Here is a 12,475-nt window from a genome sequence, read left to right as displayed (position 1 = left end):
CGCCGGGTCACCGATCCCGCGAAAGGAGGCGGCACCCGATGACCGTGTACCGCAGTTCCGCCGGCACCACGACCTATACGTTCGACGGCCTGGTCGATCTCCTGGCCAAGGCCACCCCCGAACGCAGCGGCGACCAGCTCGCCGGCTGCGCCGCCGCGACCGACGCCGAACGGGCGGCCGCGCAGTGGGCGCTGGCCGACGTGCCACTGACCACCTTCCTCGACGAAGTGGTCGTGCCGTACGAGACCGACGAGGTCACCCGGCTGATCATCGACAGCCACGACCGCACCGCGTTCGGCCCGATCGCCCACCTCACCGTGGGCGGGCTGCGCGACTGGCTGCTCGCGGTCGCCGCCACCGACGACGCCGCGACGACGCTGGCCGCGGTGTCGCCCGGACTGACGCCGGAGATGGTGGCGGCGGTCAGCAAGATCATGCGCAATCAGGATCTGATCGCGGTGGCCAAGGCGACCGTGGTGACCGCGGGCTTCCGCACCACCATCGGCCTGCCCGGCCGGTTGAGCACCCGGCTGCAACCCAACCATCCGACCGACGATCCGCGCGGGATCGCCGCCGCCACCCTGGACGGGCTCCTGCTCGGCTGCGGTGACGCGGTGATCGGCATCAACCCGGCCACCGACTCGCCCCAGGCCACCGCCGACCTGCTGCACCTGCTCGACGAGGTCCGGCTGCGCTTCGACATCCCGACCCAGTCGTGCGTGCTCTCCCACGTCACCACGACCATCGGGCTGATCGAGGCGGGCGCGCCGGTGGATCTGGTGTTCCAGTCGGTGGCGGGCACCGAGGGCGCGAACGCCGGCTTCGGCGTGAACCTCGCGCTGCTGCGCGAGGGCAACGAGGCCGGACGCTCACTCGCGCGCGGCACCGTCGGCGACAACGTGATGTACCTGGAAACCGGGCAGGGCTCGGCGCTGAGCGCGAACGCTCATCTGGGCGTGGGTGATCGGCCGGTGGATCAGCAGACGCTGGAAGCACGCGCCTACGCCGTCGCCAGGGAGCTGCGGCCGCTGCTGGTGAACACGGTCGTCGGGTTCATCGGACCCGAGTACCTCTACGACGGCAAGCAGATCATCCGGGCCGGGCTAGAGGACCACTTCTGCGGCAAGCTGCTCGGCCTGCCGATGGGCGTGGACGTCTGCTACACCAACCACGCCGAAGCCGACCAGGACGACATGGACACCCTGCTCACCCTGCTGGGGGCGGCGGGCTGCGCCTTCGTCATCGCCGTGCCGGGCGCCGACGACGTGATGCTGGGCTACCAGAGCCTGAGCTTCCACGACGCGCTCTACGCGCGGCAGGTGCTGAACCTGCGCCCCGCACCGGAATTCGAGGCGTGGCTGTCCGGGCTCGGCATGCTCGACGCCAACGGCCGGATCCGCCAGGTGGCACCGCTGTCGTCACCGCTGCGCGCCCTGGCGGCGAACCGATGAAACCCATCGCGACCAAGCCCGTGCTGCGCATCGTGCGATCGAATACCGAGCCGAGAGGACACGTCGTGGGCGAGTCGACACCGGACGAGCGCGCCGAAGCCGCTGTGGCCCAGGAGTTCTGGCGCGATCTGCGGCGCAACACCCAGGCCAGGATCGGGCTCGGCCGCACCGGTGACGCCCTGCCCACCACCGAGGTCCTGGCCCTGCGGGCCGCGCACGCCGCCGCCCGCGACGCGGTGCACGTCCCGCTCGACGTGGAGATCTTCACCGAGCAGATCGCGAGCATGGGCCTGGGTGAGCCGGTGACGGTGACCAGCAAGGCCGCCGACCGCTCGGAATATCTGCGCCGTCCCGACCTCGGCAGGCTGCCCGCCGACCTGTCCGGCATCGACAACCACGGTGCCGACATCGGTTTCGTGCTCGCCGACGGGTTGTCCCCGCGCGCGCTCACCGACCACGGCGCGGGTCTGCTGGGCGCGCTGGCCGACGAACTCGCCGACCGCTACACCCTGGCCCCGCCGGTGATCGCCACCCAGGCGCGCGTGGCCCTGGGCGACCACATCGCCGCGGCGATGGGCGTGCGGACGGTCCTGGTGATCATCGGGGAACGCCCCGGCCTCTCGGTCGCCGACAGTCTGGGCATCTATCTGACCCACGCCCCGCGTCCCGGCCGCGCCGACGCCGAGCGCAACTGCATCTCCAACATCCACCCGCCCGACGGACTCACCTACCTCGACGCCGCCCGCGTCGTGGCGGGACTGGTCGCGGGCGCGCGCAGGCTCGGACGCTCGGGCGTCGACCTCAAGGACACCTCCCGCGCCGACAGTCTGGGCGCAGATACCTCGACCATCGCCGCGGCGCTGGAGAACAAGGACCACTGACATGACGAAGATCTCCGCCCTCGCGGCGGTGGCGATGACGGCTGCCCTGATGACCGCGACCGCCTGCGGAACCGACGAATCACGCTCGGTGTCGGAGGCCTGTTCGACCCTCGACGCGAGCCAGGTCTGGTACGGGGACAACAAGGAACGGATCGCGCGGTTCATCGAGGAGACCGGGCGGTGCGGCGCGGGCGGTACCGGCGCGGCGCCGCTGGCGCTGTTCGATTGGGACAACACGGTCGTGAAGAACGATATCGGCGTCGCCACGTTCTATTGGATGCTGGCCAACGACAAGGTATTGCAGCCCGTCGACCGGAACTGGGCCACGGTCGGCGCGCATCTGAGCCCGGACGCCGCGGGCGCGCTCGCCGCGGCCTGCGGTGCCGCCGATCCGAACACCCCGCTGCCCACCTCGACGAACACCGCCTGCGCCGACGAGCTGGTCGCGGTGGCCGACAGCGCCAAGACCACATCGGGCAAAGCCGCCTTCACGCAGTACGATCACCGCCGCACCGAACCCGGCTACGCGTTGGTCGTTCAGCTGATGCGCGGCTACACCGAGGCCCAGATCACCGACTTCGCCCGCGCCGCCCGCGCGCAGAACCTCGCCGCGGCCGAAGGAGCCGAGCAGACCGTCGGCACCACGAAGGTCGACGGCTGGGTGCGCTACTACCCGCAGATGACGGACCTCATCCGGGTGCTGCGGGACAACGGGTTCGACGTACGCATCATCTCCGCCTCGGCCGAACCGGTGGTCAAGGTCTGGGCCGAGGAACTGAACATCCCCGGTGACCGGGTCATGGGCGTTCCCCTGCTGGCCGACAACGGCGTCTACACCGGGCACCTCCCCGGCTGTGGCGATGCCGGGACCGACCAGGTGATCACCTACATCGACGGCAAGCGGTGCCGGATCAACGAGCAGGTGTTCGGCGTCCGGGGCGCCGCGGCCTTCCAGCAGCTGCCCGCCGACCGGCGCGCCGCCTTCGCCGCGGGTGATTCCGACACCGACGTGGTCTTCCTCGGCGACGCGACCGGCCTGCGCCTGGTCATCAACCGCAACAAGACCGAACTGATGTGCAATGCCTACGGCTCGGCGGACGGCACGTGGGTGGTGAACCCGATGTTCCTCGGCCCCAAGCCGCGCAAGTCCGATCCGTACCCTTGCGCGACGGCGGGTTACATCACCCCCTCGGGCGGCGGCGCGCCGTTGCACCGTCCCGACGGCAGCGTGATCCCCGATCAGCAGGACCTCGTGTTCGGGTGAGAGCCGGATCACCGGTCGACGATGTGGCGAGTCACCCTAGAGTGATCTCCATGATCCGCACCGCCGCCCTCGCCCATGTCCGCGACCGCAGGCTGATCCAGACGCGCCCGGAAGGCAAGGACGTCTTCTACATGGCGGGCGGCAAGATCGATCCGGGCGAAACCCCCCTGGAGGCGCTCCATCGCGAGATCGAGGAGGAACTCGGCGTCGGGCTCTCCGGCGTCGCCGAACTCGGCATCTTCGAGGCCGAGGCCTTCGGTCACGGCAAGAACACCGGCCTGCACATGACCTGTTTCCTCGCCGACTTCACCGGCGAACCCCACGCCACCGGCGAAATCGCCGAATTCCGCTACTTCACCGTCAGCGAATACGCCGCCATGGACCACGTGGCCCCCGGCTCCATGATGGTCTTCCGCCGCCTCCACGAGCTCGACCTCATCGATTGGTGAGTACCAGGCGTTTCGGCGAAACATTGCGCGCCGGTGCGACGATCACACTCTCGTGACGGGGACAGAGGCACTACAGAGCACGGAGTTGACCGCGGCCGAGCGCAGAGCCGCGCTCCGCAGGCTCGTGGTCATCTTCGGGTTGATGAACAAGATGATCGAGCTCAGCGCGACCGGTGCGCCGCGGCAGCTGGCCGAGCACGCGGCCGCCGCCAGGGATCTGGTCGGCGAGCTGGTGACCGATATGGCGCAGCTGCCCTAGCTCAGTCGGTCTTCGGGGCCGGCGGGGTGCTGTCGCCGGCTTCCGGCTCGATGGCGCCCGGCTCGGTGCCCTCGTCCGCCTTCTGGTCCGGTTCCGGGTGCTCGGGCTCGAACGTCTCGGGCAGGCCCTTGAGATGCTTGTTCATCGAGCGCACGAGCAGCACGGTGCCCGCGAGCAGGATCAGGATGACCAGCAGGCCCAGCGGCGACGCCTTGCCGAACTCGGGTCCGGTCGGGGTGTTCTGAGCGAGGTAGACCAACATCACCGGTCGGCGTCCTCGATGCCGGCGAACAGGTCGGTCTCCGGGATGGCGGTGCTCACCCTCGTCTTGGCCAATTCGAACTCCTCGGTCGGCCAGAGCCGCTGCTGCATCTCCAACGGGATCGCGAAGAACGCCCCGTTCGGATCGATCTGGGTAGCGTGCGCGCGCAGGGCGTCGTCACGCTGGGGGAAGTATTTGGAGCATTCGATCTGGGTGGTGACCCGGCTCCACGAATCGCCGCGCTTGAACTGCTTCATCCGGTCCAGCCACTCCTGCAGCGGGAACGGTTCGCCGATGCGCTCGTACTCCTCGGCGAAGGCCTCCAGGCGCTTCATGCTGAAACCGTGGTCGTAGTACAGCTTGAGCGGGGTCCACGGCTCGCCCGCCGCGGGGAACTTCGCCGGATCGCCCGCCGTCTCGTACGCGGCGACCGACACCTCGTGGCACCGGATGTGATCCGGATGCGGGTAGCCGCCGTTCTCGTCGTAGGTGGTGATCACGTGCGGCTTGAAATCGCGCACGACGCGCACCAGTGCCTCGGTCGACTCCTCGAGCGGCACCAGCGCGAAGCAGCCCTCGGGCAGCGGCGGCAGCGGGTCGCCCTCGGGCAGGCCGGAGTCGACGAAGCCGAGCCAGTGCTGGCGCACGCCCAGCGCGTGGGCGGCCGCGGCCATCTCCTCGCGCCGGACCTCCTCGATCCGGTCCAGGACACCGGGGGTGTCCATCGCGGGGTTGAGGATGCTGCCGCGTTCACCACCGGTCAACGTCACGACCAGGACGTCGACGCCCTCGGCCGCGTACCTGGCCATGGTCGCGGCGCCCTTGCTCGATTCGTCGTCGGGGTGTGCGTGCACCGCCATGAGGCGAAGGCCACTCACGTCTCGTTCACCATCGCTCTCGCTCGCGGGTGTCAGAACTTCGTTCCCTATAGTTCCATCCGACCCCCCGTTTGTTCCGACCACCCCCGGGAGCGAGAAACCGATGACCGAGCCCGCACCGGACTCCGCGGCGACCTCGGCCGCCGCCGCAGCCCGACACGCCGACCGTTACGGCACAAAACCACCGGCGCGCCGGACGTGGGTGCTGGTCGTTCTCGGGATCGGTGTGCTGGTCGCCGGGGTCGGCGTCGCCTTTCTGGGGTTCCAGAAGTACGGCCCGAAGGCGATCGAGACCGAGCAACTCGGCTACGTGGTCGTCGACGACGCCACGCTGACGGTGCGGATGAAGGTCACCCGCGACGACCCGCGGCAGCCCGTCGTCTGCTTCGTGCGTGCCATGGATCGCGACAGCGCCGAGGTCGGCAGGCGGGAGGTGCTCGTGCCCGGCTCCGATTCCACCAGCGTCCAGGTGACCACCACGGTCAGGTCCTCCGCGCGCCCGTCGGCGGGCGATATCTACGGCTGCACCGACCAGGTCCCGGGCTATTTGCGCGCCGAATAGCAGGCTCGCCTAGCCTGACCTGCATATTTATGAGACATGCTAAAATGGCCTGATACACGGTTCCGGGGCTCGGAGCCGTGTTTGCTGCATTGGCGGCCAGCGGTGCTGTTTCCGGGTTACGGGTTCACCCCCAGGATCGCTCCAGCCGTCGGGCTGGTGCATGCCCTCCTCCGGAGGGTACAGCGCCGGTTTCAGGGAATCCCGGTGCGCCGGGAACAACTACTAGGGAGTGATCGAGATGACCGAGAATGTGACCTGGCTTACCCAGGAGTCGCACGACAGGCTCAAGGGCGAGCTGGACTCGCTCATTGCCAATCGTCCGGTCATTGCCGCCGAGATCAACGAGCGCCGCGAAGAGGGCGACCTCAAGGAGAACGGCGGCTACCACGCCGCGCGCGAGGAGCAGGGCCAGCAGGAGGCGCGGATCCGCCAGCTGCAGGAGCTGCTGAACAACGCCAAGGTCGGCGTCGCCCCCACCAAGTCCGGCGTCGCCCTGCCGGGTTCGGTCGTCACGGTCTACTACGACGGCGACGAAGACGACACCGAGACCTTCCTGATCGCGACTCGCGAAGAGGGCCTGGGCGCCACCAACCTCGAGACCTACTCGCCGAACTCCCCGCTGGGCGGCGCGCTGATCGACGCCAAGGTGGGCGAGACCCGCGAGTACACGCTGCCCAACGGCAACACCATGAAGGTGACGCTGGTCAGCGCCGAGCCGTACCACGGCTGATCCTGGCCTGACCGAGCCCGCACCCACCGAACCCGAACGCGAGCGGCCGCACCCGAACATCGGATGCGGCCGCTTCGTCATCTGTGGGGTCCCGGTCAGCTCAGAGCCTGCTCGACATCGGCGAGCAGGTCGCTGATGTCCTCGATGCCGACCGAGAGGCGCACCAGGTCGGCGGGGACCTCCAGCGCCGAACCCTCGGTGCTGGCGTGGGTCATCGCGCCCGGGTGCTCGATGAGCGACTCGATACCGCCCAGCGACTCGGCCAGGGTGAAGATCTCGGTGCGCGAGCAGAACTTCAGCGCGGCCTCCCGGCCGCCTGCCAGTCGCACCGAGATCATGCCGCCGCTGCGGCGCATCTGCTTCTGCGCGATCTGGTAGCCCGGATGGGTCGGCAGGCCCGGGTAGATCACCTGCGAGATGGCCGGGTGGTTGGTCAGGAACTCCGCGATCACCTCGGCGTTGTCGCAGTGCTTCTCCATCCGCACGGCCAGGGTCTTGATGCCGCGCAAGGTGAGGAAGGCGTCGAACGGGCCGGGCACCGCGCCCGCGCCGTTCTGCAGGAACGCGAACGCGGTGTCGAGCTCCTCGCTGTTGGTGATCAGGGCGCCGCCGACGACGTCGGAGTGCCCACCCAGGTACTTGGTGGTCGAGTGCACGACGATGTCGGCGCCGAGCAGCAGCGGCTGCTGCAGGTACGGGGTGGCGAAGGTGTTGTCGACGACCAGCTTGGCGTCGGCCTCATGCGCGATGTCGGCCAGCGCCGGGATGTCACCGATGCTCAGCAGCGGGTTGGTCGGGGTCTCGATCCACACCAGCTTGGTGTTGGGGCGGATGGCCGCGCGCACCTGGTCGAGATCGGCGATGTGCGCGGGCGAGTGCTCGATGCCCCACTGGCTGAAGACCTTGTCGATGAGCCGGAAGGTGCCGCCGTAGGCGTCGTCGGGGATCACGATGTGATCGCCGGGGCGCAGGGTGGCGCGCAGCGCGCAGTCGGTGGCCGCCATGCCGGAGGCGAAAGCCCGCGCGAAGCTGCCCGATTCGAGGGCGGCGAGGTTGCCTTCCAGCGCGGTGCGCGTCGGGTTGCCGGTGCGCGCGTATTCGTAGCCGCCGCGCATGCCGCCGACGCCGTCCTGGGCGAAGGTGGAGCTCGCGTAGATGGGCACGTTGACCGCACCGGTCTGAGGATCGGGTTCATATCCGGCGTGGATGGCCCTGGTCGAGAATCCCAGCTCACTCATGGCCTCAGACTAGTTGGCCGGTTTCCGGGCCGTGCGCAGGGGTATTCGCGGTGTACCGAGTGCCGGATTCCCCGCCGACCGTGCGGCTACGCTGGCGCCATGGTGACTGTCGAAGAGTTGTTCGCGATCGACCCGTTGCTCTCCCCGGAGGAGCGCGAGATTCGCGACACGGTGGCCCGTTTCGGCGAGCGCAGGCTGCGCCCGCACATCGCCGACTGGTTCGAGGCAGGCACGTTCCCGGCCAGGGAGATCGCGCCCGAACTCGGCAAGCTCGGACTGCTCGGCATGCACCTGGAGGGCTACGGCTGCGCCGGGGCCTCGGCGACCGCCTACGGCCTGGCGTGCCAGGAACTCGAGGCCGTCGACTCCGGCGTGCGCAGCATGGTCTCGGTGCAGGGCTCGCTGGCGATGACCGCGATCCACTTCTTCGGCTCCGAGGAACAGAAGCAGCGGTACCTGCCCGCGATGGCGGCGGGCGAGGTGATCGGCTGTTTCGGGCTCACCGAACCCGACTACGGCTCCAACCCCGGCGGGATGCGCACCAGGGCCAAGCGCGACGGGGACGACTGGGTGCTCAACGGGTCCAAGATGTGGATCACCAACGGCTCGGTCGCCGACATCGCCGTCGTCTGGGCCTACGCCGAGGAGCCGGGCGAGGCCAAGCCGCGAGTGCGCGGCTTCCTGGTGCCCGCCGGCACTCCCGGCTTCACCACCCGCGAGATCCACCGCAAGCTGTCGCTGCGCGCTTCGCTCACCGCCGCACTGGATTTCGACGATGTGCGACTGCCCGCCGACGCGGTGCTGCCCGCATCGGGCGGGCTGAGCTCCCCGCTGGCGTGTCTGAGCGAGGCCCGCTTCGGCATCGTCTTCGGCGCGCTGGGCGCCGCGCGGGACTGTCTGGCCTCGGCGATCGACTACGCGCGCACCCGCGAGGTGTTCGACAAGCCGCTGGCCGCCTACCAGCTCACCCAGGCCAAGCTCGCCGATATGGCCCTGGAGCTCGGCAAGGGCCAGTTGCTGGCGCTGCACCTGGGCCGGTTGAAGGACCGGCACGAGATCACCGGCGAGCAGATCAGCGCGGGCAAGCTCAACAGCACCCGCGAGGCCATCGCGATCGCCCGAGAGTGCCGAACCATCTTGGGCGCCAACGGGATCACGCTGGACTACCCGGTGCTGCGGCACGCGAACAACCTGGAGTCGGTGCTCACCTACGAAGGCACCGCCGAGGTGCACCAGCTGGTGATCGGCAAGGCGCTGACCGACGCGAACGCCTTCCGCTAGCCGGAACCCGGCCGGTCGGGGTCAGCGCCCGGTGGGCACCCCCGGCCCGCGCCCGGCTACCGGCGCGGGCCGAATCAGGCCGCCCGCGAAGGCGATCCCCAGCACCGAGACCACGACGGTCAGCACCGTGAGCGCGATCGGGACGGTGATCGCTGCCGGGATGCCGAGCACCGTGAGCGACGCCAAACCGCCGCAGCCCCACGCGAACGCGGCGACGAGCCTGCCGAGCAGCGGGGCGTACGGCGACCGGCGCAACGAGCGGACGACGCCCTCGCGCGCCAAATACCCTGCGACAGCAGGAAATACAGGGGTCATGCCGAGCAGCTGAATGGCCGGTTCGGTGACGTCCACTACGGGCCCCTTCGCTCGCCGTGCTGGTTAGCCGAAAGTTGTCTCGAGTCGGTGCTACCCGCTCAGAATCCACCCGGCGCCCCGTTGACGCAACTTCGCCGCACCCCGAGACCTACGATAAACCCTTGACGAGAGTTGTGATATGCATCACAATTCTAACTGTGTTAGGTGAAACTACTCGCGATAGGCAGGCCGAACGCCGTGAGGCGACACGGCGGGAGATCCTGCAGGTCGCATGGGAACTCGCCAGGGAGAACGGGCTGGCGCAGATCACCCTGCGCGATGTCGCCGCCAGGGTCGGCATGCGCGCGCCCTCGCTGTACACCCATTTCCCGGCCAAACTCGCGATCTACGACGCGATGTTCGAGCAGGCGTGGACCGAATACGAGCAGTACGCGGTCCGGGTGACCGCCACCCTGCCCACCGCGCCGCGGGCCCGGCTGCTCGCCCTCGCCTACGGCTTCTTCGATTTCGCGGTCGCGGACCTGGCCCGCTACCAGCTGATGAATCAGCGCACGGTGCCCGGGTTCGAGCCCTCGCCCGCGGCGTTCGCACCGTCGGTGCGGGTGGTGCGCGCGGCCGTCGCCATGTTCGCCGAGGCAGGTGTCACCGATCGGGGTGACATCGAGATCTGGTTCAGCCTGATCGGCGGCCTCATCGACCAGCAACTCGCCAACGATCCGGCCGGCGACAGCAGACGCAGGCTGATCGAACGCGCGATGACCATGTGGGCCGACAGCGTCGGCCTGCCCCCGGAACCGAGGGATCCCCCATGACCACGACAACCCCGGCGCCGACCACACCGCGCCGCAGCGCCCTGCCCCGCCCCGAGTCGATGACTCTGGCCGCGACCGAATACGCCCGCATCGCCGGCGCCGTCGCGGCGCTCGACCCCGCCGACTGGGATCGGCCCACCGATTGCCCGGACTGGACTGTGCACCAGTTGATCTCGCACGTCGTCGGGATGGCCGCGATGACCGCGTCGATCACCGAGATGATCCGGCAGAACCGGGTCGCCGATCGACGGCCGAACGGCGAGGAACAGCGCATCGACGCGCTGACCGCCTTCCAGGTCACCCGCTACGGCGTCCGCTCCCCCGCCGAGCTCACCGCCCTGCTCGCCCGCCTCGGTCCGCGCGCCGCGGCCGCCCGGCGCAGGCTGCCCGGCTTCCTGCGCAAGCTGGCGATGCCAGGGTCCGAGCGGGTCAACGGTGTCGACGAGCGATGGACGGTCGGCTACCTGACCGAGGTGATCCTCACCCGCGACCCGTGGATGCACCGGATCGATCTGAGCCGGGCGACCGGACGGCCGCTCGAACTCACCGCCGAGCACGACGGCCGCGTCGTCGACGATGTCGTCCGCGAGTGGGCCCAGCGCCACGGCGCCCCGTACCGGCTCACCCTGCACGGCCCGGCGGGCGGTACCTGGGCGAGCGGCGCGGCCGATGGCCCGATGCTCGAGCTGGACGCGATCGAGTTCTGCCGCATCCTGTCCGGCCGCGCGAGCGGCTCCGGGCTGCTCACCACCGAGGTGCCGTTCTGAACCGCTAGCCGATCGCGGGCAGCTCCAGGTTCTCCCGATAGGTGCCCGCCAGGTAGTCGGAGTCGACCAACCCGCGCCGGCGCAGTTCGGGAAGCAGGCCGTTGACGACGAAGTCGCGGGTGCGCTCCTGCGCCAGGCCGCCCAGGGAGATCACGTCGAGCACGTCGGCCCGGTAGCGCTCCTCGATGGCGTCGGCGAGCTGCTCCGGGGTGCCCGCGGCGGCCCAGTGGCCGGTGTCCGCGGCGGCGACGACGAGTTCGCGCAGGGTGGCGCCGGTGGCGGCGAGCTTGCTGAAGATCTCCACCCGGCCGCGTCGGCGACGCACCGTATCCAGCTGCGGGAGCAGGCTTTCCGGCAGCGGCTTGTCCAGCGGGAGGTCGGACAGGTCGATGTCGCCGCCGAGCATGTCCGCCAGCTGACGGCGGCCCGCGTCGAAGTCGGTGGCCTCGGCCGCCTCGCGGACGAGTCTGCGGGCCTCGGCTTCGGTGGCGCCGTAGGTCGCGTGGAAGGAACTGAAGATCAGCGGCAGGCCGTGCGCCCTGCCCAGTTCCGCGGCGCGGGTCCGGATCTTCTTCGTATAGGTGACCGCGTCTTCCAGCGTCGGCAGCGAGGTGAACACCACCTCGGCGAACCGCGCGCCGAGTTCGATGCCGCCCGCCGACTGCCCGGCCTGGAACTGCACCGGCCTGCCCTGCGGCAGCGGCGGGATGTTCAGCGGTCCACGCACCGAGAAGTACTGTCCCGCATGCTCGATCGGCCGCACCCGCGATTCGTCGAGCGTCGCGCCGCAGTGACCGTCGGGCCGCAGCGCGCCGGGCCGCCAGCTGTCGAACAGCGCGTTGACCACGGTCAGCACCTCGGTCGCGCGGGCGTAGCGCTCCTCCGGGCGCGGCAGATCCTGGTCGCCGTAGTTCTCCTCGCCGAGGGAGGAGGTCACCGCGTTCCAGGCCGCGCGGCCGTTGCTGACGTGATCGAGGGTGCCGAACAGCCGAGCCAGGTTGAACGGGTGCTGGAAGGTCGTGGTGACCGTCGCGATGAGGCCGACATGGGTGGTCACCGCGCTCAGCGCGGCCAGCTGGATCAGCGGTTCCTGCGCGCCGATCGCGCCCTGGGCGCCGAAGGCGAGCAGGTCGGCCGCGAATACCGCGCCGATCTTGTTGTCCTCGGCGATCCGGGCGATGCGCTGGGCCTCGTCGAGGGTGGAGCGAGTCGGATCGAGTGCGGCGGCGTAGACATCACGCGACCCGCTCACGCCCGTGACGGTCTTCAACTTGCGGCGTTCGGTGCCCATGCCGGCCAGTCCAGCAGAGCGGCGGCGGGCCCGAC

Annotated in this window: 15 protein-coding genes; 10 read left to right on the top strand and 5 right to left on the bottom strand. The window is 69.7% G+C overall.

Features of this window, described 5'->3' with window-relative positions:
• The first annotated feature begins 38 nt into the window (after positions 1-38).
• From ATM97_RS19820 to ATM97_RS19800, 5 genes are all read left to right on the top strand, one after another.
• Positions 39-1,451, top strand: a complete 1,413-nt coding sequence (locus ATM97_RS19820; RefSeq protein WP_218719519.1) for an ethanolamine ammonia-lyase subunit EutB — start codon at positions 39-41, stop codon at positions 1,449-1,451.
• A 104-nt stretch (positions 1,452-1,555) separates the two neighbouring features.
• Positions 1,556-2,332, top strand: coding sequence for an ethanolamine ammonia-lyase subunit EutC (eutC, locus tag ATM97_RS19815; protein WP_308248556.1), 777 nt, complete (start codon positions 1,556-1,558; stop codon positions 2,330-2,332).
• 1 nt (position 2,333) lies between these two features.
• The gene (locus tag ATM97_RS19810; protein WP_218719517.1) at positions 2,334-3,596 is read left to right on the top strand and encodes an HAD family phosphatase; all 1,263 of its coding nucleotides are present in this window, start codon (positions 2,334-2,336) and stop codon (positions 3,594-3,596) included.
• A 50-nt stretch (positions 3,597-3,646) separates the two neighbouring features.
• Complete coding sequence (locus ATM97_RS19805) at positions 3,647-4,045, top strand: NUDIX domain-containing protein (protein ID WP_218719516.1); 399 nt, start codon at positions 3,647-3,649, stop codon at positions 4,043-4,045.
• 52 nt (positions 4,046-4,097) lie between these two features.
• Positions 4,098-4,304, top strand: a complete 207-nt coding sequence (locus ATM97_RS19800; RefSeq protein WP_218719515.1) for a hypothetical protein — start codon at positions 4,098-4,100, stop codon at positions 4,302-4,304.
• 1 nt (position 4,305) lies between these two features.
• Here ATM97_RS19800 and ATM97_RS19795 read toward each other — a convergent pair whose 3' ends face one another.
• On the bottom strand, positions 4,306-4,566 hold the full coding sequence (locus ATM97_RS19795; protein WP_218719580.1) for a hypothetical protein: 261 nt from the start codon (positions 4,564-4,566) through the stop codon (positions 4,306-4,308).
• Positions 4,566-5,426 carry a mycothiol conjugate amidase Mca gene (mca, locus tag ATM97_RS19790; RefSeq protein WP_218719579.1) on the bottom strand — a complete coding sequence of 287 codons (861 nt, stop codon included), beginning with the start codon at positions 5,424-5,426 and terminating at the stop codon, positions 4,566-4,568. The genes ATM97_RS19795 and mca overlap by 1 nt, the downstream gene beginning before the upstream one ends.
• 121 nt (positions 5,427-5,547) lie before the next feature.
• Here mca and ATM97_RS19785 point away from each other — a divergent pair, with 121 nt between their 5' ends.
• Positions 5,548-6,006, top strand: coding sequence for a DUF4307 domain-containing protein (locus ATM97_RS19785; RefSeq protein ID WP_218719514.1), 459 nt, complete (start codon positions 5,548-5,550; stop codon positions 6,004-6,006).
• Positions 6,007-6,244: 238 nt separating this feature from the next.
• A complete protein-coding gene (greA, locus tag ATM97_RS19780) occupies positions 6,245-6,736 on the top strand; it encodes a transcription elongation factor GreA (RefSeq protein ID WP_218719513.1) in 492 nt (163 codons plus the stop codon).
• A gap of 95 nt (positions 6,737-6,831) precedes the next feature.
• On the opposite strand, the gene ATM97_RS19775 is transcribed toward greA, so the two are convergent.
• On the bottom strand, positions 6,832-7,974 hold the full coding sequence (locus ATM97_RS19775) for a cystathionine gamma-synthase (RefSeq protein WP_218719512.1): 1,143 nt from the start codon (positions 7,972-7,974) through the stop codon (positions 6,832-6,834).
• 99 nt (positions 7,975-8,073) lie between these two features.
• Here ATM97_RS19775 and ATM97_RS19770 point away from each other — a divergent pair, with 99 nt between their 5' ends.
• Positions 8,074-9,255, top strand: a complete 1,182-nt coding sequence (locus ATM97_RS19770; RefSeq protein ID WP_218719511.1) for an acyl-CoA dehydrogenase family protein — start codon at positions 8,074-8,076, stop codon at positions 9,253-9,255.
• 21 nt (positions 9,256-9,276) lie between these two features.
• Here the strand turns inward: ATM97_RS19770 and ATM97_RS19765 are convergent, their stop codons facing one another.
• Entirely contained in the window at positions 9,277-9,606 is a 330-nt protein-coding gene (locus ATM97_RS19765; protein WP_218719510.1) for a hypothetical protein, read from the bottom strand.
• Positions 9,607-9,767: 161 nt separating this feature from the next.
• Here ATM97_RS19765 and ATM97_RS19760 point away from each other — a divergent pair, with 161 nt between their 5' ends.
• Positions 9,768-10,382, top strand: coding sequence for a TetR/AcrR family transcriptional regulator (locus ATM97_RS19760; protein WP_218719509.1), 615 nt, complete (start codon positions 9,768-9,770; stop codon positions 10,380-10,382).
• The gene (locus ATM97_RS19755; RefSeq protein WP_255588077.1) at positions 10,379-11,149 is read left to right on the top strand and encodes a maleylpyruvate isomerase family mycothiol-dependent enzyme; all 771 of its coding nucleotides are present in this window, start codon (positions 10,379-10,381) and stop codon (positions 11,147-11,149) included. The genes ATM97_RS19760 and ATM97_RS19755 overlap by 4 nt, the downstream gene beginning before the upstream one ends.
• 4 nt (positions 11,150-11,153) lie before the next feature.
• Here the strand turns inward: ATM97_RS19755 and ATM97_RS19750 are convergent, their stop codons facing one another.
• Positions 11,154-12,440, bottom strand: a complete 1,287-nt coding sequence (locus ATM97_RS19750) for an NtaA/DmoA family FMN-dependent monooxygenase (protein WP_218719508.1) — start codon at positions 12,438-12,440, stop codon at positions 11,154-11,156.
• Positions 12,441-12,475: the final 35 nt, after the last annotated feature.

The organism is Nocardia sp. MH4 (genome assembly GCF_019266065.1).
Taxonomy (GTDB): Bacteria; Actinomycetota; Actinomycetes; order Mycobacteriales; family Mycobacteriaceae; genus Nocardia; species Nocardia canadensis.
This window is presented reverse-complemented; position numbering and strand designations above follow the sequence as displayed.

What these genes read in the sequence shown, in the direction of transcription:
- ATM97_RS19820 (WP_218719519.1), top strand. Translation starts at nt 39, where the DNA reads ATGACCGTGTACCGCAGTTCCGCCGGCACCACGACCTATACGTTCGAC.
- ATM97_RS19810 (WP_218719517.1), top strand. Translation starts at nt 2,334, where the DNA reads ATGACGAAGATCTCCGCCCTCGCGGCGGTGGCGATGACGGCTGCCCTG.
- ATM97_RS19805 (WP_218719516.1), top strand. Translation starts at nt 3,647, where the DNA reads ATGATCCGCACCGCCGCCCTCGCCCATGTCCGCGACCGCAGGCTGATC.
- ATM97_RS19795 (WP_218719580.1), bottom strand. Translation starts at nt 4,566, where the DNA reads ATGTTGGTCTACCTCGCTCAGAACACCCCGACCGGACCCGAGTTCGGC.
- mca (WP_218719579.1), bottom strand. Translation starts at nt 5,426, where the DNA reads ATGGCGGTGCACGCACACCCCGACGACGAATCGAGCAAGGGCGCCGCG.
- ATM97_RS19785 (WP_218719514.1), top strand. Translation starts at nt 5,548, where the DNA reads ATGACCGAGCCCGCACCGGACTCCGCGGCGACCTCGGCCGCCGCCGCA.
- greA (WP_218719513.1), top strand. Translation starts at nt 6,245, where the DNA reads ATGACCGAGAATGTGACCTGGCTTACCCAGGAGTCGCACGACAGGCTC.
- ATM97_RS19775 (WP_218719512.1), bottom strand. Translation starts at nt 7,974, where the DNA reads ATGAGTGAGCTGGGATTCTCGACCAGGGCCATCCACGCCGGATATGAA.
- ATM97_RS19770 (WP_218719511.1), top strand. Translation starts at nt 8,074, where the DNA reads ATGGTGACTGTCGAAGAGTTGTTCGCGATCGACCCGTTGCTCTCCCCG.
- ATM97_RS19755 (WP_255588077.1), top strand. Translation starts at nt 10,379, where the DNA reads ATGACCACGACAACCCCGGCGCCGACCACACCGCGCCGCAGCGCCCTG.
- ATM97_RS19750 (WP_218719508.1), bottom strand. Translation starts at nt 12,440, where the DNA reads ATGGGCACCGAACGCCGCAAGTTGAAGACCGTCACGGGCGTGAGCGGG.